Here is a 17,100-nt window from a genome sequence, read left to right on the forward strand (position 1 = left end):
TTTCAAGAAAGACCTATATTAAATATGGAAACTGAAAGAAGGGAGAGGTTTGTATTGTTTACTATATTAGGTGCAATTGCGCTCGCTCTAGTATTTTTCTCAACCGATGTTACGCGATCAGTTAGTACAACTAGTACAACCGACGAGAGTCAAACGAACACAGAAGTTAAAAACATAGAAATAGTAGAGACCGAAAAGGAAAAAGCACCGCCAGAAAAAACAAAAGAAACTCCGGAAAAACTACCGGACATAGTGGCCTTGAATCCTTCCGAGTTAGCACTAGAAAAAAGAGAAGGAGAGGCTTTACTGGTTTTTAGCTCTTCTTATTGGAACCAAGGTCCGGGCGTGCTTGAGCTCGTTGGAATAGAAAAGATAGATTCAAAGGAAGACAACGAAGAGGTTTGGCAGGTAGACCAGCGAATCTACCGCAAGGACGGCGGATATTCTGATAAAAAAGTGGGTGCCTTTAAGTGGCATGCTTCACACGAACATTTTCACTATGACTCATTTGCTTTATACACAATAACATCTCTTGATGATCCCGATATTACTTTAGAAAAAGAAAAAGCGGGATTCTGTGCCCGCGATAGAGATACGCATAACCTTATGCTTGAGGAGGCACCGGACAATTCAACTTATTTTTATTGCGAAGAGGAACTGCAGGGGGTATCTGTAGGGTGGGGAGATACATATGACTACACCATTCCCGGCCAAGAGATAAACGTGGACGATCTTCCAAGCGGCAGATACATAATCCGAGTTGAATATAATCCGGACAATGAATTAAGCGAAGTGAGCTATGAAAACAACATCTCAACAAAAGAATTCATTCTGGATAAAGAAAACGGATACATCTCAGTGGTAAATTCTGAGTAACAAAAAAGCCCCTCCGGTTGGAGGGGCTTTTATTAGGCTTTGTTAACGTTGACCGCGTTGAATCCTTTCGGACCCTCGGCTACTTCAAACGTTAGCTTGTCACCTTCGCGAAGCTCGTCGAACTCTACGTTCTGGAGCTCGTTGGAATGAAAGAAAAGATCTTTGTCTTCTCCTTCGCGACTGATAAAGCCGAAGCCTTTGTCAGTCAGTCCTGCGATAGTTCCTTCTTGCATAACTGTAAAAATACTTTTTTATAATGATCAAATACAGCGGCAGGAGTGGGAAACTCGAACCATGCTTCTACGTCTCTGGGCTGAGTTGATATCTTTATCCTGTCATTTCCGGAGCAAAAAGTCAATAGTAAAGCACAAATTTCTAATCTACGCTCTCCCAAAGTAAGAGAGAAGCTATGCTACGATACGGTTTCCATTTTTTAACAATTCTTTCCAAGTCGTCTGTCTTGATCTGTTTCTTTTTACCATAATTCTCTTGCATAGCTTGTAAAAGACCTTTATCGGCAAAAGAGAAAACATCCTCTCTTCCAAGTGAAAATATCAAAAACATTTCCACAGTCCAGCGACCTATCCCTCTAACTCGCGTCAGCGTTCTAATGATCTCTTCGTCATTCATTTCCTCAAATTTTTCAAACTCGATCGTGTTTTCAGTAAAAGCTTCCGCGAGCCCTTTTATATATGAAGCTTTTTGCGGAGAAACTCCCGCTTTGTACATTTCTTTCTCAGTTATTGAATTAACCTTTTCTGGGGTAGGAAAGTGCTCTCCTCCAAATAAAGCAAGAAATCTTTCGTTGATAGTTTGGGCGGCCTTAACCGATACTTGCTGGCCAATAATTGACTCAACAAGCGAGCGAAAATAATTATCATCAACCCGCCAAAGAGGCATACCGTTCTTTAGGGCGAGCCGCTTCATCGTAGAGTCGGACTCGATAAAAAACTCTTTGTATTTTTCTGTATCTTTCTTCTTTACAGACATTCAGGTTATTTTTTCGGAAAATTTGTTTATCTCTTTTAATACCGGAAGAGTTTCTTTACCGAGATCGGTCAAGCGATATGCCACCGAGATCTTACCCTCAGAGTCTTCAATACGTTCAATGATCCTGGCTTTTTCTAGTTTTTGCAGTCTGTCTGTCAAAGTTACGGGGTTGAGATTATCAGTTGCTCGTTGGATCTCACAATAACGTTTTTGCTCCTTTTTAAGCGCGTCAATTATTCTCAACGTCCAAAAATCTCCTAGTAGTCTTAGGCAGTCAACACAGATATTCTCTTGTGCTTCTTTTGTTCTCATTTGCTATAAAATTTATAGTACTATAGAATTTGTAGTATTAATAGTACGCTGCTAATTATAGATTAGCACCGCAAAATAAATAAGTACATATGATAAACATAAAGATCATAGCTGGCTCTAGCCGCCCGGGCCGCTTTAATATCCAACCAGCAAACTGGATCTTCGAATTAGCCAATAATAGAGAAAGCGTGAACGCTGAGTTACTTGATCTAAAAGAGATTGATCTGCCTTTTTTAGATGAAGAAAAATCTCCTATGTCCGGAGAGTACTCTAAAGAGCATACATTAGAGTGGTCGGAGAAAATAAAAGAAGCGGACGGATTTGTTTTCGTTACTCCTGAGTACAATCACTCCTTTTCTCCAGTGTTGAAAAACGCGATCGATTTCTTGTACAACGAATGGAATTACAAACCGGCGAGCTTCATAAGCTACGGATCTCTTGCCGGAGGAGCTCGAGCGGTAGAGCACTTGCGAGGAGTAGCCGGAGAAATAAAGATGTACGACCTGAGAGATCAAATATTGATCCCAAACTACTGGAACGGACTAAATGAAAGTGGAGAATACCAGTTTAACGAAAACCAAGAACAAGAAGCGGAAGCGCTATTAGACAACCTGGTGTTCTGGGCCGATAAAATGAAAGACATTAGAGCAGAATTGAACTAAATGTAAATACGTAAACTGAAACAGCAAGATTTTTTTAAAGAGAGGTCAACCCGGCCCGGGTTGACCTCTCTTGTTCTATTTAAAATAGTGGTATCATTTAGCCAATGCAAATAATATTAACCGTTATAGTTTCATTGTGGCTTGGTTTTACTGTAGCTTGGTGGTTACGAAAGAAGGAAATTTTAGAATTAAAACTCGATCTGGACAGATCAAAAAGGGAAATGGACGAGCAGATCAATGAAGGATCATCTTTCGAGGGATTCAACGAAAAGATAGCTTTAGTCAAAGAAAACCGCAAAGAAAAGATAGTCGAACATCTCAGAAAGAGTAGAGAAACAGTCCAGACTAATAATGTGGCAGACCTTTTGGATGTATCGCGAGCTAGCGCCTACAGATATCTCGAAGAATTGGAAAATGAAGGAAAAATTGAGCAAGTAGGAAAAGCCGGACGAAGCGTACTGTATAAGCTTACTCGCTAAATGCTTCAATCTATAGATTGAAGCATTTAAAAAGGCCCAAGTTGGGCCTCATTGCGACGTTTCAGTTATTCTGATTTAACGAGCTCGGCGCGGTTTTTCTCAGAGAGGAATAGAGCGGCCCAGTCATCAGGGACCCAACCCTTCTGTATCCAATGTATCCACAGACCTTCAGCGGATTGTTGTTCTATATCTGAGCCAAACCCTCGCGCTCTCTTGCCGGTTTCGGTATCCTTAACGATCCAGTTGCTGAAAATGACCTGTCCATCTTGGTTAAAAATAGTTAGAAAATCTCCTTCCTCTATCAGATGAAGAGCGTCATAGCCGGACTTATTGTCTTCAGAAAGAGCCCAGAGCACTCCTTCAGTTCCAGTCTCAAAGTGGGCATAAAGGATCCCTTGTACGGCCTCTGACATCAGCTACCTCCCACTTTTATATACTATAGCGCAACTTCTTAGTCAACAAATTGAATTATTTTGATACCTTGGATCTAACCATTACGAAACATTGACAATGTATTATTTTTAGGTTATTATGCTGTGAGGAAACGATGTTTCCACCCCAACGAGGCAGGGGGATGTCTGCCTAAGGAGTTCTCGTGATGCGAGACACTCCGATTTCTTGGCGATGCCAAGGAGGAGAAAATGCACATTAAAAAGGTACATAATGGTGAAGCGATTCTCAATTGTCTGGGTCCAAGGATCTATTATGGAAGCACATCCAAAGCAGGCGTTTTCCCGCCGGTCGGGCAAACTTACAGACAGTTTTGTTTCGCTCCCGACTCGGGAACTAGCGGAATACTCGCTTTCCGTGAACTGCATAGAGAACCGAGCGATACAGAGTTCGTTCAGTTCTGGTGGAATGACGACAAACTCTGGGTGGAGAGAGGTATCCCGAGGCACGTACGCAACTTCTCGCAAGGAGGATTTGAGGAAAGTTTCGGATTGATGATCACTCATCGATCCGGACATTACGTTACAAACGAGCCACCAGAGGGATTGCCGGAAGACACTCTCCTGGTGGATTTGCTAACGTTGCTCAAATACATCGAGGGTTCTATTGAGTTCGAAGAACTCTATAAGAACTCTCGGCACGTGAAGAGGCGTCGCGAGAGGGAAGAACAAGAAATTAGCTACTTGAGAGAGACCATGTTGGAACTCGAGTCTGATAATTTCAAAGCGGGTAACGCTCTCGCCGATGCACTTCGGGAGCTTGAGAAGAACCCTCTTCTCAAGCTTGTAGGTAGGAATCTATGCAAAAAACTGTCAGACATACTTCAGAAACTCAGAACATACACAATCACTTGGCGCCTTCCTCTTGAGCACCTAGAAAAACTTAAGTGCGATGACGTGGTGTCAGAGCTACGCACAGAACAAGCGGTACAACATGTGCTGAGTGAGTACACACTGGAAGAACTAAAAAACGTAAGCCACGCTGAACTAGTTGAACAACTGAATGAAGAGATCGGAAGAGTTAATCCTGGAATTAAAGTGACAGGAATCGATATCGATGTAGAGAAATAGTTAGTACCTTTGAATTCGTCCCGCCCGTGTCAACGACATGGGCGGTTTTTTTATATTACAAATTAAAATTAAAAGTTTAAAAAAGTAATGGTTAGTTGCAGAATAGTAGCAAATGTTACCCAGAGAAGATAAGGGATATTTACGTAAGACACCCAAGGAGCGTGCTTGTAGATCACGTACAGAGCCCAAATTAGAGTTACAAGCACAAGAATAATATCTATAGAGGCTAAAACGTTGCTCCTTAAACCAAACTGAACTGGTACAAACGCAAAATTAAAAACCAAGTTGAGCACAAAAGGAGAAAGTGTTGCAAGAGATATCTTTCCCTTAAAATACAAATAAATTACATAGCCAAAAGAGATGGCTATAATGATATATAGCAGTGTCCAGACAGGTGAGAATATCCAAGTTGGCGGAGCCCACTCGGGCTTAATTAGAGTTTGATACCAAGTGATCGTTTCCATTACTTAATTATACCGCATCTTAATGCTTGTAAGCTACAACAGTGCCACCAAATAAGTCAAAGCACTATTTTTCGTCTAATAATTTTAAACCCGTCTCTTCATCAAGTCTTCTAGTAAGTGAGGAGTCGGTAGGCGTAATATGAAGCTCGCACGTTACGCTTACAACAAGGCGCTTTACGTGACCTCCGATAGCACTAAGCTCTTTATTTGAAAATGTGCCGTGTATGTGCCAGACCGACTCCTCTTCAACGATCGAGAGGTTCCCGGTAAGATTCAGGATCTCGAGCGGCTCTTTGTACTCTTTCCATACGTATTCGCGATCTTCAAAATTATAGAGTCCGATCGCGAGATCATCGGTTGCTCCCAGTCCACTGATCCAGGCACCGCTTAGCTCATTTTCTCGCGCGAACTTCTCAAGCGTCGAATGTAACTCTTCTCCTCGCTCAAGAATAAGAATAAAACTTTCTGACGTTCTTATACGTTTCATTAACTCAGTCTATCAAATTATTAAAATATCCGTAAAATCAATTATAGTTACCGCCCAAAGCTTTATCTAAAAAAGAAAAATCCGCGCTGTTACTATCTGAACAGCGCGGATATTGTATGTAGAATTACCACGAATAACTTCCCGAGACGCCTCCCGTAACGTCGCCTTCTTCGTCGCGAGACACATTGACATTGAAGCCATATCCGTCATCGAACCGAATGCCGTAACGAGCAGACACATCGCCTTCGTGACTCACGTTTGCGGATACACTTTGGCGATAACTTCGTCCTTTCGTAACGACGTAGTTGATCGTCTCTACGACTTCGCCGTTGGTGTTTACGAACTCAACAGTTCCTTCGTGAGGAGCGTACGCCGTAAACGAGACTCCGATCCTGCTACCGGCGCGTATGCGTACAAGCTTGTCACCTGAAACCAGTAGATCTTCGTGCGGCGCTCGTACTTCGACCTCTGTGCTGATCCTGCTCGAAACGCTAACACTCAGATTAGCGGTCGTTCCGTCATCCGAGATCTCTGCCTCCATGAAAGTGGGGGAGAGATACAGCTCTTCTGCAACTTCAAACTCAATTCCTGCGTTGGGATCATTGAGTGTAATCGAGACGCCCGAAGGCATACCACTATTTGGATCTTCCGAATCGCCTTCTTGGGCAAAACTAAATCCAAACAGGGAACTCACAAGCAGTATCACAATGACGTTACGCAAATTATCTCCTTTCTTTAAGAACCATTAAAGAGGGGAGGAGAAATTCTCCTCCCCAAAACACCTAGTAGCAAGCGCGGTTCAGTACTTCACTGACCAAATGTCTGCGTACCCACGCCGCTGTTAACTCCAGTGGCGTGTAGCGTGAAGTAAATCGTTACTTGGTCGTTCGTATCACCTGGTACAAGTCCGTTGTTCGCAACGATCGTTACCGTGTAGCTCCTGTTCTGCATCGTGTTGGCAGGAATCTGCTGAGAACCAGGGTTTGCTACTACAAAGTACGAACCGTATGCAGGATGTTCATTGTAAGAGATTGCTGAGTTTTCGTTCAGGACATCGCTTACAAGGATGGGACGATCGCTAGTGTTCGTGATCGGGACAACAACGTCAAACTGCTGTCCCGGTGCAAGGGCTCCGGAATCAAGAACAAGAGTCCACGCGGGAACCGTAAACTCTACCTGATCGGGCGTCTGGCCTTGTACAGCGAGAGTCAGGCGCGCGTTATTCCAACCGGTCCCGTCCTGGACGGGCGTGGAAGTCGCCTGACTGAAAGCAACGCCACCAAAGGTCATCGCCACGAGGATCAAAAGCGCAAACAGTCGTTGCATATCGGAATACCTTCTTTCAAGCAAGAAACGTGAGTTTAGTCGCTTATGCCAAGCTACGGCGAATAGCTGTCACCTCCAAAGGTAAATATACATCAGAGTCTATTCGTGGTAAATGTAAATGTACAAAATATCGCACACCGAGGATGTTTATAGCAAATAACTTGATATATGTCAATAGCAAACTCGCAGTCAACCTGGCAGGTTGACTGATTTTATTACCACGTGAACTTATACCTGTATCGATCGTCTCCTCTATGTATCGATTGCAAAATTTCCATATGCGCCTCCTCTGAGCCCGATCCGAGTGCTACCATTTTCTCAAAATATCCTTTGTGGTAATACTCCGCCGCCAAGTGATTTCGATAGTCACAGAGATCCATAGTAAGAAAGCGCTCTTCTTCAGACAATTCCACTCCGACCAATTCTCCCGCGTCATATACCTTTTTCCACGCACTTGGACCGGCTTTATAGATACCGCCCATAGAGGCAAACCTAAATATAATAGATTTAAAAAATGAGTTTTTTAGGCCAATCGCTCCAAGCTCCTCGATATCTTCAGTCGTCCAGGAAAACAAATGAGTGGCAGTGAGCAGAATTGCTCCCGCGTAACCCAAGGGGTACCACTCGTGATATTTGAACTCAAATAAATTGACAGGGTGACCTATCTCTTTTAATTTTTCTTCAATTTTTTTCGCGCTTCCTTCTCCTTCTTTATGCTCAATTGCTTTGACCTTGTCTCCATCTAACGATGCCCCACGCTCAAACCCACTAAACATCATACACCTGTCTACCTCAAGTTTGAGAGCGTCAAGCGTCCCAACGTCGAGCGTGTCTTTAGTTGGATCATCCACGCTGAGTTTTAATTCTTCTGTTGAGTACATAAAAGCCTTGCTAGATCCTTTTAGTATACCAAATATTAAAGAAACAAACTCAGCAGACTATTACTTTGTGAATACACCATCTATTTATAGCCTGAATTTTACAAAGAGGTAGATAGACAAACAAATGAGTAACAACAAGATCGTAACTATAATAAGAAGAAAATTATCTTGCTCCTTTGTTGTATCAGGAGAAACTTGTTCTGCGCCTGATTTCGCGCCCGATTCAAAGAGTGCAAAATAGGTTAAGTGGTCGACAGAAAACGTTGCCGTTCGCGCGCCGAATGTTACATCTGATACTTTATCCCAATCCTTAGTATTGTTGTTTAAATAATAGGCCCCTACATTTTCTCGATCCGCGAGCGGCCTGAGCGTAGGCACGAACAGAGTGATCTCAATAGGGTTATCAAATGACTGAATGGACGCTCCATTGCTGTCTATCGCCTCAACGCGAAAAAGACCATTTTCAACAAGAGATAGATCGCTTGTCGGTGTATGTACATTTAAAATTTGCTCTATTGCGTTTTCTTCAGGTATTAGCGCATCTACTGTAACAGCTCTCTCTTTTGTGGCTTCTTCCGGTATCTTTACGATAATAGCGCGAAAACCATCCTCTGGTACCTCTCTACCGAGAGTGGGTGAATCACTCCTAACCAACAAACCAGAATGATCCTTTGGTAGGCTAAGAGGGTCATTGTGTCTTTCTACATAACGTTCGGATGAATTATTGCGTAAAGTAGGAATATCTAGAGGGGCGGTTTGGAAAAAATGTGATATTTCTTCTGATTCAGTGTTTGCGTCGGTATTTATTTTTAAGTTTGGATTTATATATCGCTCTATTTCTTCTGTAACAAAAGGGAAGTCATAGCCACGCTCCCACTGTTGGGTAATTCCTTCTCCGTTATCATCTATCGCGGTTTCTGATTCTGTTGGTCTGTTCATTCCAAAACCGAAGATATCTATAGTACCGTTTCCAGATCCAGAGGATCCTTCCGGTTCGCTTTCGCCGGTACACTGTGAAGTGTTGATCGTGCAGTCGGAGTTACAGTATAACAGCCCCTCTTCAAACCCCATTTTTTTGCACGTCCTTCCGCCGAGGTTTAATCCGTCGCATTCTTCAGTTCCTTCTCTTACATTATTACCGCATATGCCGATTTTAACCTTGGACTCAATAGTTGCCGTGTCAGCAAGTGCCGAGAACGCAAAAAAATAAACGGCAACAACGCAGGTCGCCGCAATAAAGGTATATAAAAGAAATTTTGTTGTTAGTGCCTTCATTCTCTTCCCGATTATCTTACAACAAATAACTCGCCCACGGGTGACTCCGAGAGCTATAAAGCAAAAGATAACGATCTATTTTTGCTTCATCTTTACACCAAATTCAAAAGAAACATACCTGCGCAATAGCGCAACGATAATCGCTCCTAGCAAAACAACAAGAATCACATACGACCAAGGGCTATGTGTTTCTACGATGGAAAGACCCCTGTAGTAAAGTCCCTGGAATATATTCGCAGGTGCTACGGTGAAATATAGCTTGGTCGCTGCCGCTACACCGATACTAGTTGCGCCTCCTTCGCCGGATTGGTCAACCGGCTCTGCTTCGAGATAAGCTAAGTAGTCTCCCGGTTTTACGTCACGCACCGGCAAATCGAGCTTTACATCAACTCGCTGTGTTTCACCGGGCTCGAGAGGGAATACACCAGGCGTGAAAGTAAACCATTCTTCGGGAGCTCGAAGTTCTTCTTGTCCCTGGAGATATCCTACCCCAACTGTATATTCGGCAGACTCATCGCCAGTATTGACCACAGTTACAGAGGGAATGGTGTTCAGGCTTCCTTGGCGTACCGGCTCGTCCAAGTTTATTTTACCGGTAGTTACTCCGACCCCTACGGTGCCGCTAGCAAACTGCGGAATCAAAATAGCTAGAAATAGGATAGCCACTACGGCAACTAGTAGCAGCCAAGAAGTTAAGTAATGTATTCTGCTTTTTATACTATTAGACAAAATAAATTTAGTTAGCGCTGGCTCGCAATGTCATATCAGCATTCTTCTGATCAGTGTCATTTGAGCTCGTAGGAGTTTGGATTTCGAGATGGAAATCAACCGTACTAGCCGTGGCTACGCCCGTCTTTAGAGACTTATAGCTCGTTGTCAGATCATCATAGCTCGTGTCATCTGTCGTGCAGTCATTGTCAGTATTATTACAGAACCTATGTACATACGCGTCTGTCCCAGCAGTGGCGGACAGTGTCCAATCATTTGATCCCGTACCAGAAGCGTCCTGTCCTTGTATATCCACATCCACGGCTACGTTACCTTCGTTTGTTACCGTCTGTAGGTCATTCACACCGGTTGCGGTCGCGTCTATACCGTCCGTTGTCGTATCTTCTTTTTCTCCCGCACTTATTATGCCGTAGTCAATACTTCCGTCAGCAACCGATATTGAGATCTCCTCGGCTTGCACAGTGGCGGTAACAGTCGTTGTATCTTGGGCGTTTGCGCCACTCCATACAACAACGCCCAATAGGGCAACTACCATCACTCCTAATAAACTCGATATTGATATTCTCTCCATACTATTATTACTTATTTTTAAACTATATTCGCTTTATGCTTTACATAATACATAATACAGCAATCTCAAATTTTTGTTATCCACAACGGTTAAGCTCAGGATTCGGTTGCTCGTATCGTTACGTCGACATTCTGCTCTGAATCGCACGAGGTGGAGCTTGGCGCTGTGATACGCAGGTCCAGATCCTGTGTTCCAGAAGCAGGCACATTTGTGGCCAGCTGTTGATACGACGTAGTGATATAGGTCCAGTTTGTGCCGCTGTCAGTGCTAAATTCATGCACGTACTGGTCAGTTCCGGCACTCGTGGCAAGTGTCCATGGGCAAGCCGTGTCTTGGCCTATTATTTCAAAATTTTCATTCACGTTTCCTTCATTAGTGATCGTTTGAGTATCGCTCAGGTTGAGAGTATTCTCAGTGGTTCCTGTTTCTACGAGTCCGTATGACACCGCTCCGTCACTCACCGATACCGAGATAACTGTGGCAACGGGCTCATTGAGAGCAATGGTCTGACAGAGCCAATCTCCACTGCTTCCTACTGTCGCTGAGCTCGACTGAGCGCCGGTTGCCCGAAGATCGGCAACTCCACTGAGCACTCTATCGCGTCCCGGACCTTTGCCTGTGTTCTGATCAATCCGTTCTGTAAAGGAATTATTCCAGGAACCGCCAAAATTATCGTCTACATTTATGTGTGCCGCCGTGATATATAGATGATCTTCCGTACCCGGGTTAACACTCGGACATGACACTCCGCTCCCCGTTCCGGTCGCGGACGAGGTGGTGTCCACCAAGTCGCTCGTATCCAGACCACTATACTCCAGAGCCATTGCATGCGTAGCTGATGTAGCGTTATTGTTACAAGTAAACGTAGTTTCACCGCCCGAGGCAACAGTATAGTAACTCACCACCGAAGGAACCGTGTTGTTATCAGATCGAATCTCGGTAAAACCACTAGGGATTGTAAACGTCGTACTCGTATCGCTACTGCATATAACGACAATAACGTTATCGGCGGTAGCGCCTGTTGCAAACGTTGCGTCTACCGTACCGTTTCTGTGGTGTCCGTCACCACCACCTTGTACAAACGCGCTCGCCGCTTGCACTCGCTTGACCTCAGGGGGAAATGACGGATTTTGACCCAATTGAGGCCAGCCGACCATAACCCACACAGCAAATACAAAAGTGGTGCCAAAAAATAACAGAAGATCATTTATTTTGAGCATATTCAATCTAATGATATCAGAAATAAGTATTTTTCTACACTAAGTTATCCGGTTCGCCGCGAAGAATCGAGGTTTAACTACTATGACGTTAGTATACAAAAACAGCACAAGCAAACTTGATCTTAAATCAGTCAATCTGCCAGTTTGACCATTCTTTAATAAATAATCATTCGATATTTGTATGCTCAAATTCCAAATTGTGTGGTTGAAACGCTCCAGACCGGAGGGTTTGCCCAAGTTCTTCTTCAATTGCCGCTAAATTAGGAGAGCTTCCTTTCCGTGCCCAACAATAACCGTCTCTCCATATTGTGGTAATAGTTTCTCCTTTGTCATTAACCTCGGACCCATACATAAAGTCCTGATCTCTCATCTCTTCGAGATTGGGATGATTCATTATCATCGGATTCTCATTTATATCAGTAAAACCAAATTTACGCATAACCTTAGCGGTTTCCCAGTGGTCAATATTGGGTTCAGATTCGGCTTTTATCTCATTGTCCTCCGGATTTTCTTCTAGGTTTTCTTCGGGAGTGGTTATGTTTTCAGACTCTTCCTCTTTGTTATCTTGTCCTTGAGGGAAGTTCTCTATACCTGAGTGTTCCATATTTATATATACGTTTGAACTCTAATTAGAATAACAATTTAAGTATACAAGAAACCAATAGCAAGTAAAAACCGCTTTATATAAAACTTGATTAAAATAAGACGGTTCTAAAGTTTGTAATAAAAGTAGTCAACCTGCCAGGTTGACTGCTTGATGCACCGCTCGGTCTGGCTTCTACATGCTCAAGTTCCGCAATGTAGAGCGGAACTAACAGATTGACTTTGTCTTAACAGCAGTTTTTCTTTTCTGAGCTGTAGACAACAACGCCGAGCGCCACGGCAATAGCTATGTTAACGCCGACTTCACTACTTGTGATCTGACCATCAAGTGAATGTGTGCCCAGAAGAAGAACAATAAAAAACAGTGTTGCAACGACTCCTTTTGCTTTTGGAGTTTTAAGTTTTTCGGGTATATGCATAACGAATGTATATTAAAACATCAGCATATAATGAGTCAATTAACAAAAATCACAATCATTGGGCGATTTTTTAACAAGCTCCGCGGGCTGGATTCGAACCAGCGACCTACCGGTTAACAGCCGGTTGCTCTACCGCTGAGCTACCACGGAATATCTTTTGCATTATAAATCTACAGCCGCAAATGAGCAATCCTTGCTCATAAGCATGCGCAATAGTACCAAAGTTTTTTGGATAAGGAAAGACTAGTTTATTCGCGTGTAATTGTTAAAATATAGACAACTGAAATGGTATGCATCTGAAAGTAAAAGTATATCCGGGATCTAAAAAAGAGTCAGTTCACAAAGAGGATTTTGACAAGCTAGAAATATACGTCAGAGAAAAAGCTGAACAAGGGAAGGTAAATAGGCGAGTAACAGAAGTTTTAAAGAATTTGTACTCTGATCCTTCGATAAAAATGGTAGCGGGACATAGATCGCAAAACAAAATATTTGAGATTAATTCTTAACACACAAAACTATGAAAACACGTATCAAGGCAACTAATATGGAACTGACCGATCCGATCAGAGATTATCTAAACGAGAAATTAAAAGATGTAGAAAAATTTATTCCTAAAAATGAAAGTGAACCCAACGTAGATATAGAGATCGGCAAAACCACGAACCATCATAGCTCCGGTGAAGATCTATATTTCGCAGAAATAAACGTAAATGTGAAAGGTGATCTCTATCGATATGTATCTGAAAATGCGGAGCTATACGCGGCCATAGACAAAATGAAGGATGAAATTATCCGTGAACTAAGGAGAAATAAAGAAAAGAAGCGCGATCTTTTTAGACGAGGCGCTCTCAAATTTAAAAATATGATCCGAGGGATCAGAGGAGGGAAGTAAATCTCTATAGATCAGCGCTCTTCTTAAATTCTTCGAAATCCATTTCTTTAGCTCCTTCGGGTATTACTTTCTCGATTAGTAGCTTGTTGTCTTTTTTGTTGTAGTCAACTTTTGTAACCACCACTCGAACATTCTTTCCTTTAAATTCAGCAAAGAAATGAGGTCTAAATCTTTTATACGCCCTTATTTTTAGAAAGTTGTGATAGGGATCATCGGAGAGACTTATCTTGGCGTCTTCTTTTTTGATCTTGGGAGTATAAGTAGCTTCCTCGTGGTCTTGTTCCTTGGGATCAATTTCACCACCAATATATGAAATGAGAGATTCTGCCAAAAGTTCTCCCCCTAAATCCGCGAGTATTTTTTCCAGCTCTATCGCGTCAGGTATCGAGCTCGGCCTGTTTATTGATTCTTGCGCAAGAATGGGACCGTGATCCATTTTCTCATCCATAAACATTATGGTTACTCCTATATCTTCTTCGTCTGCCAAAATTTGAGACTCTATAGGGGATGCGCCACGGTACTTTGGCAAGAGTGAAGGATGAACGTTTATTGAGCCGTAACGAGGGGTCGAAAGTACAGATTCAGGTATTATCTTTCCGTAAGCGGCGACAACACTACAATCAAGTTCGTAGTCGCGCAGTGTCTCCAAAAATTCCGGTTGGTTTAATTTATCCGGAGTTAGAACCGGGATCTCTTTTTGCTGTGCCCAGCTCTTCACTGGAGTGGGTTGTAGCTTTTGCCCTCTGCCACGAGGCCTATCGGGGGAACTTATTACAACCTCGGGGGCTAACCCGTGTTCTTCGAGGATATTTAAAATTCGGACGGAAAAATCCGGAGTGCCAAAAAACGCGAATCGTGGTGAATTAATCATGGAGAAGTTCTTTAGGATTATCTTCTGATTGTGATTCTGGTGGAATATCTCTAACATTGTCTGCTTTATCAATGAACAGTACTCCATCCAAGTGATCCAGCTCGTGCTGGAAGGCCTGCGCTATAACTCCACTGGCGCCATACACAATGCGCTTGCCGTTCTCATCATATGCCTCGACAGTTGCCTTTTCGAAACGTTCAACATCACCATAGAGCCAGCGAACAGAAAGACAGCCCTCTTCCACGACCTTGGTCTTTTTGGAGTGTTTAATAAGTTTTGGGTTTATAAATACTAGGTCTTTTGCGAGACCTTCTTGATTATTGGGTAAAATGTGTTTCGAGATAATAAAAATACGGACCAATTCACCGATTTGAGGAGCGGCTATGGCGGCCGCATCTTCTTCTTTGTCCATAGCTCCTTTCATATCTCTAATTACACCACGAATATACTCAGAAGAAATTTCTTCCGGTTTAACTTCGCGCGCCGATTTACGCAACAAGGCCTCGTCTTTTTGCAGTATTTCTTTCATTCAAAAGTAATGCTACCACAAGTTTTGTGGATTTACATATATTTCAATATCCGGTGGTAATGAGCGCAAAAACCGCCTGATCTTCTGTGCTTTCCTAAGATCACGGCTTAACTTTAGTAGTATAACCGCCTTATAAATTCCTCGTTTTTTTGTACCGTGTAGTACCGGGGAATATATAGCTTCACTTTTTTCAAGCAACTCTTTTAGCTTGATAGATATATTTTCTCTGGTGTTTATGGCTTCATTTTTTTTCTTACTGATAGCTAACTCCACAAGAGTGCTGTACGGTGGATACCCTAGCGCTTTCCTCATTTTTGACTCCTCCTTTCTGAATTCATTTAAGTCAATTCCTCTATAGTGGGGAAATATGCGGTGTTCTTTACGTCTGGTTTGTAGGATCATCTTCTCTTTGCTTAGAGAAAGAATTGAAAGCATAGTGCGCAACGCCATTTCCTCAGAGGTATAAGACGGTATAGCTAAACGCGAATCAATAGATACAATTCCTGATACATCTACTTTATTTTCTTCAAGATAAGGTAGGGCTATATCGGTTCCAATTATTAATCTACTTTTTTCTGATTCAAAAATGTTCTTTAAAATTTCTTTTGTTTTAGTTTTTGTTGTCGCAGTGTCGCCGGAAAAAACGATCGGGGAAGCGAAATGCTTCGTCGCTTCCTCGACCACTCGGTCTACTCCGATACCCAGCGGCTCCAACCGCCAACTCTCACAATTCCTACATAGCGCGTTAGCAGATTCCTGATTGCCGCACCGATGGCAAATAAAAATTCTTTTTTCTTCTCCTTCGTCTCGCTTTTTGTGCAAGACCAAGGACGATCCACATTTCTCACAGGTGTATTCATTGCCACAATCACTACAAACAGTAGAAGGGAAAAGACCGCGTCTTGAAACGAACCAAAAGACTCTCTTGTTTTCTTTTAGAGCTTCATCAGTGGCTTTGATCAACTCCTCTGACAATAGTTTAAATTTCTGCTTGGCAGTCGACTTTTTATCGTCCTCAATCATACTAATGAGCTCCGAGTCTGCTTTTGAGTACAGAGTATCTAATTCTTTTGTATTCTTGTTTTTAGTTTGTATAAGGGGAATGAACACGTCGCCAAACAGCAAACGCCCACCGTTTTGGCTTGCCATAAGTTCAAAAACTAGGCGAGCATCCAAATGCGGTCTTTTGATATTAAAAAAGGACTCTGAGGCGCTGTTCTCAAGAATATAAAGAGACTGCTTAGGTAAAGAAAGAGAAAGAAACTTTGAGGTAAGTACGACAACAGTAGGACTCTCGCGCTCGGCCAGAAAATTCCATGTCTCTCGTTGTTTTTTCGCGGAAAGACGAGATGAAAGTTCGAAAGCCGAATCCGGAAAATGATCTTTTAGCTTTTCTGTAATGCGTTTTGCGCCGTATACGGTAGGCGCAAGAACCATTACCGATTCGCCCTTATCAAAAACTTTATTTATTTCCTCGGCGTACTCCTGAATTCTTTCCCCATATGGACGTTGAATAGATTTTTTGGTCGGTTTTTTCTTGCTGTTCATTTCCTTGGCCTCAGCCACATCGGTGTTACCTAACACCGATACTGGTGTTAGGGAATGTAGGACACTGCCCGGAGAAGTAGCGTAAAAATCAGAAACTTCTTGGACTGTTTTTAAAAAAGAGGATCTGAATATTTTCTTTGGTGTTTGTTTTTTTATCTTTCTTAATGAAAAATTGGCGTTTTTTATCTCTGCCTTGGACTTTTTCACCGAAGAGGCGGAAACTACTATTCCATAGCGATCTTTAGCTCTAAGGGGTACCGTTATGAGCGCACCCGGTTCATATGGTTGAATTGAAAAATACGTAACGGAAGATTCACGAAAACCGCTTACTAAAGGCATAACTTCCAACACGAACATTTTTTCAGTTGCTTCCATTTGTTTCATTCCATTTTATCATTACAAAACAAACCCTGCCTGTACAGGCAAGGTTTGCTCTTACGATAAAT

24 protein-coding genes and 1 tRNA gene are annotated in these 17,100 nt (G+C 42.6%); 6 read left to right on the forward strand and 19 right to left on the reverse strand.

Annotated features, from left to right (window positions below):
- The first annotated feature begins 24 nt into the window (after positions 1–24).
- A complete protein-coding gene (locus U5L75_00840; protein MDZ7726111.1) occupies positions 25–876 on the forward strand; it encodes a lysyl oxidase family protein in 852 nt (283 codons plus the stop codon).
- A 32-nt stretch (positions 877–908) separates the two neighbouring features.
- Here the strand turns inward: U5L75_00840 and U5L75_00845 are convergent, their stop codons facing one another.
- The 3 genes from U5L75_00845 to U5L75_00855 form a co-directional block, all read right to left on the reverse strand.
- On the reverse strand, positions 909–1,109 hold the full coding sequence (locus U5L75_00845; protein ID MDZ7726112.1) for a cold shock domain-containing protein: 201 nt from the start codon (positions 1,107–1,109) through the stop codon (positions 909–911).
- 142 nt (positions 1,110–1,251) lie between these two features.
- Entirely contained in the window at positions 1,252–1,866 is a 615-nt protein-coding gene (locus U5L75_00850) for a DNA-3-methyladenine glycosylase (protein ID MDZ7726113.1), read from the reverse strand.
- Positions 1,867–2,178: a helix-turn-helix domain-containing protein gene (locus U5L75_00855; GenBank protein ID MDZ7726114.1), complete on the reverse strand. Its 312-nt coding sequence runs from the start codon at positions 2,176–2,178 to the stop codon at positions 1,867–1,869.
- Between the two features lie 89 nt (positions 2,179–2,267).
- Between U5L75_00855 and U5L75_00860 the strand changes: the two genes are divergently transcribed.
- A complete protein-coding gene (locus tag U5L75_00860; protein ID MDZ7726115.1) occupies positions 2,268–2,840 on the forward strand; it encodes an NAD(P)H-dependent oxidoreductase in 573 nt (190 codons plus the stop codon).
- Between the two features lie 104 nt (positions 2,841–2,944).
- Entirely contained in the window at positions 2,945–3,319 is a 375-nt protein-coding gene (locus tag U5L75_00865; protein ID MDZ7726116.1) for a FaeA/PapI family transcriptional regulator, read from the forward strand.
- Positions 3,320–3,384: 65 nt separating this feature from the next.
- Here the strand turns inward: U5L75_00865 and U5L75_00870 are convergent, their stop codons facing one another.
- Positions 3,385–3,732: a hypothetical protein gene (locus U5L75_00870; GenBank protein MDZ7726117.1), complete on the reverse strand. Its 348-nt coding sequence runs from the start codon at positions 3,730–3,732 to the stop codon at positions 3,385–3,387.
- A gap of 228 nt (positions 3,733–3,960) precedes the next feature.
- Between U5L75_00870 and U5L75_00875 the strand changes: the two genes are divergently transcribed.
- On the forward strand, positions 3,961–4,839 hold the full coding sequence (locus U5L75_00875; protein MDZ7726118.1) for a hypothetical protein: 879 nt from the start codon (positions 3,961–3,963) through the stop codon (positions 4,837–4,839).
- Between the two features lie 68 nt (positions 4,840–4,907).
- Here the strand turns inward: U5L75_00875 and U5L75_00880 are convergent, their stop codons facing one another.
- The 12 genes from U5L75_00880 to U5L75_00935 all read right to left on the reverse strand — a co-directional run bounded on the left by U5L75_00880 (position 4,908) and on the right by U5L75_00935 (position 12,964).
- Positions 4,908–5,303, reverse strand: coding sequence for a TspO/MBR family protein (locus U5L75_00880; protein MDZ7726119.1), 396 nt, complete (start codon positions 5,301–5,303; stop codon positions 4,908–4,910).
- 64 nt (positions 5,304–5,367) lie between these two features.
- A complete protein-coding gene (locus U5L75_00885; protein MDZ7726120.1) occupies positions 5,368–5,790 on the reverse strand; it encodes a DUF296 domain-containing protein in 423 nt (140 codons plus the stop codon).
- A gap of 124 nt (positions 5,791–5,914) precedes the next feature.
- A complete protein-coding gene (locus U5L75_00890; protein ID MDZ7726121.1) occupies positions 5,915–6,484 on the reverse strand; it encodes a hypothetical protein in 570 nt (189 codons plus the stop codon).
- A 113-nt stretch (positions 6,485–6,597) separates the two neighbouring features.
- On the reverse strand, positions 6,598–7,116 hold the full coding sequence (locus U5L75_00895; GenBank protein MDZ7726122.1) for a hypothetical protein: 519 nt from the start codon (positions 7,114–7,116) through the stop codon (positions 6,598–6,600).
- Between the two features lie 215 nt (positions 7,117–7,331).
- Positions 7,332–7,997: a hypothetical protein gene (locus tag U5L75_00900; protein MDZ7726123.1), complete on the reverse strand. Its 666-nt coding sequence runs from the start codon at positions 7,995–7,997 to the stop codon at positions 7,332–7,334.
- Positions 7,998–8,081: 84 nt separating this feature from the next.
- Positions 8,082–9,272, reverse strand: coding sequence for a hypothetical protein (locus U5L75_00905; protein MDZ7726124.1), 1,191 nt, complete (start codon positions 9,270–9,272; stop codon positions 8,082–8,084).
- Between the two features lie 75 nt (positions 9,273–9,347).
- Positions 9,348–9,938 carry a hypothetical protein gene (locus U5L75_00910; protein ID MDZ7726125.1) on the reverse strand — a complete coding sequence of 197 codons (591 nt, stop codon included), beginning with the start codon at positions 9,936–9,938 and terminating at the stop codon, positions 9,348–9,350.
- A gap of 70 nt (positions 9,939–10,008) precedes the next feature.
- Entirely contained in the window at positions 10,009–10,572 is a 564-nt protein-coding gene (locus U5L75_00915) for a hypothetical protein (protein MDZ7726126.1), read from the reverse strand.
- A 95-nt stretch (positions 10,573–10,667) separates the two neighbouring features.
- Entirely contained in the window at positions 10,668–11,792 is a 1,125-nt protein-coding gene (locus U5L75_00920; GenBank protein ID MDZ7726127.1) for a hypothetical protein, read from the reverse strand.
- Between the two features lie 166 nt (positions 11,793–11,958).
- Positions 11,959–12,396 carry a hypothetical protein gene (locus U5L75_00925; GenBank protein MDZ7726128.1) on the reverse strand — a complete coding sequence of 146 codons (438 nt, stop codon included), beginning with the start codon at positions 12,394–12,396 and terminating at the stop codon, positions 11,959–11,961.
- Positions 12,397–12,622: 226 nt separating this feature from the next.
- Entirely contained in the window at positions 12,623–12,814 is a 192-nt protein-coding gene (locus tag U5L75_00930; GenBank protein MDZ7726129.1) for a hypothetical protein, read from the reverse strand.
- 78 nt (positions 12,815–12,892) lie between these two features.
- A tRNA-Asn gene (locus U5L75_00935) sits at positions 12,893–12,964 on the reverse strand.
- A gap of 140 nt (positions 12,965–13,104) precedes the next feature.
- Here U5L75_00935 and U5L75_00940 point away from each other — a divergent pair.
- Together U5L75_00940 and raiA are read left to right on the forward strand one after the other, a co-directional pair.
- Entirely contained in the window at positions 13,105–13,320 is a 216-nt protein-coding gene (locus U5L75_00940) for a DUF167 family protein (protein ID MDZ7726130.1), read from the forward strand.
- A gap of 11 nt (positions 13,321–13,331) precedes the next feature.
- Positions 13,332–13,706, forward strand: coding sequence for a ribosome-associated translation inhibitor RaiA (raiA, locus tag U5L75_00945; protein ID MDZ7726131.1), 375 nt, complete (start codon positions 13,332–13,334; stop codon positions 13,704–13,706).
- A 4-nt stretch (positions 13,707–13,710) separates the two neighbouring features.
- Here raiA and fmt read toward each other — a convergent pair whose 3' ends face one another.
- Genes fmt through U5L75_00960 form a run of 3 tightly spaced genes read right to left on the reverse strand, consistent with a single transcriptional unit; the run spans position 13,711 to position 17,038 of the window.
- Entirely contained in the window at positions 13,711–14,577 is an 867-nt protein-coding gene (gene fmt, locus U5L75_00950; GenBank protein ID MDZ7726132.1) for a methionyl-tRNA formyltransferase, read from the reverse strand.
- On the reverse strand, positions 14,570–15,106 hold the full coding sequence (gene def / locus U5L75_00955; GenBank protein ID MDZ7726133.1) for a peptide deformylase: 537 nt from the start codon (positions 15,104–15,106) through the stop codon (positions 14,570–14,572). The genes fmt and def overlap by 8 nt, the downstream gene beginning before the upstream one ends.
- Before the next feature lie 12 nt (positions 15,107–15,118).
- Positions 15,119–17,038 (reverse strand): hypothetical protein, encoded by a 1,920-nt coding sequence (locus U5L75_00960; protein MDZ7726134.1) that lies wholly within the window; start codon positions 17,036–17,038, stop codon positions 15,119–15,121.
- Positions 17,039–17,100: the final 62 nt, after the last annotated feature.

This window comes from Candidatus Campbellbacteria bacterium (assembly GCA_034521025.1).
In the GTDB taxonomy this organism is placed as follows: Bacteria; Patescibacteriota; Minisyncoccia; order Phycocordibacterales; family JAXHMZ01; genus JAXHMZ01.

Bases quoted from the DNA above. Each gene is read 5' to 3' on its own strand.
- U5L75_00840 (MDZ7726111.1), top strand. From the start codon at position 25: ATGGAAACTGAAAGAAGGGAGAGGTTTGTATTGTTTACTATATTAGGT.
- U5L75_00845 (MDZ7726112.1), bottom strand. From the start codon at position 1,109: ATGCAAGAAGGAACTATCGCAGGACTGACTGACAAAGGCTTCGGCTTT.
- U5L75_00850 (MDZ7726113.1), bottom strand. From the start codon at position 1,866: ATGTCTGTAAAGAAGAAAGATACAGAAAAATACAAAGAGTTTTTTATC.
- U5L75_00855 (MDZ7726114.1), bottom strand. From the start codon at position 2,178: ATGAGAACAAAAGAAGCACAAGAGAATATCTGTGTTGACTGCCTAAGA.
- U5L75_00860 (MDZ7726115.1), top strand. From the start codon at position 2,268: ATGATAAACATAAAGATCATAGCTGGCTCTAGCCGCCCGGGCCGCTTT.
- U5L75_00865 (MDZ7726116.1), top strand. From the start codon at position 2,945: ATGCAAATAATATTAACCGTTATAGTTTCATTGTGGCTTGGTTTTACT.
- U5L75_00870 (MDZ7726117.1), bottom strand. From the start codon at position 3,732: ATGTCAGAGGCCGTACAAGGGATCCTTTATGCCCACTTTGAGACTGGA.
- U5L75_00875 (MDZ7726118.1), top strand. From the start codon at position 3,961: ATGCACATTAAAAAGGTACATAATGGTGAAGCGATTCTCAATTGTCTG.
- U5L75_00880 (MDZ7726119.1), bottom strand. From the start codon at position 5,303: ATGGAAACGATCACTTGGTATCAAACTCTAATTAAGCCCGAGTGGGCT.
- U5L75_00885 (MDZ7726120.1), bottom strand. From the start codon at position 5,790: ATGAAACGTATAAGAACGTCAGAAAGTTTTATTCTTATTCTTGAGCGA.
- U5L75_00895 (MDZ7726122.1), bottom strand. From the start codon at position 7,116: ATGCAACGACTGTTTGCGCTTTTGATCCTCGTGGCGATGACCTTTGGT.
- U5L75_00900 (MDZ7726123.1), bottom strand. From the start codon at position 7,997: ATGTACTCAACAGAAGAATTAAAACTCAGCGTGGATGATCCAACTAAA.
- U5L75_00905 (MDZ7726124.1), bottom strand. From the start codon at position 9,272: ATGAAGGCACTAACAACAAAATTTCTTTTATATACCTTTATTGCGGCG.
- U5L75_00915 (MDZ7726126.1), bottom strand. From the start codon at position 10,572: ATGGAGAGAATATCAATATCGAGTTTATTAGGAGTGATGGTAGTTGCC.
- U5L75_00920 (MDZ7726127.1), bottom strand. From the start codon at position 11,792: ATGCTCAAAATAAATGATCTTCTGTTATTTTTTGGCACCACTTTTGTA.
- U5L75_00925 (MDZ7726128.1), bottom strand. From the start codon at position 12,396: ATGGAACACTCAGGTATAGAGAACTTCCCTCAAGGACAAGATAACAAA.
- U5L75_00930 (MDZ7726129.1), bottom strand. From the start codon at position 12,814: ATGCATATACCCGAAAAACTTAAAACTCCAAAAGCAAAAGGAGTCGTT.
- U5L75_00940 (MDZ7726130.1), top strand. From the start codon at position 13,105: ATGCATCTGAAAGTAAAAGTATATCCGGGATCTAAAAAAGAGTCAGTT.
- raiA (MDZ7726131.1), top strand. From the start codon at position 13,332: ATGAAAACACGTATCAAGGCAACTAATATGGAACTGACCGATCCGATC.
- fmt (MDZ7726132.1), bottom strand. From the start codon at position 14,577: ATGATTAATTCACCACGATTCGCGTTTTTTGGCACTCCGGATTTTTCC.
- def (MDZ7726133.1), bottom strand. From the start codon at position 15,106: ATGAAAGAAATACTGCAAAAAGACGAGGCCTTGTTGCGTAAATCGGCG.
- U5L75_00960 (MDZ7726134.1), bottom strand. From the start codon at position 17,038: ATGAAACAAATGGAAGCAACTGAAAAAATGTTCGTGTTGGAAGTTATG.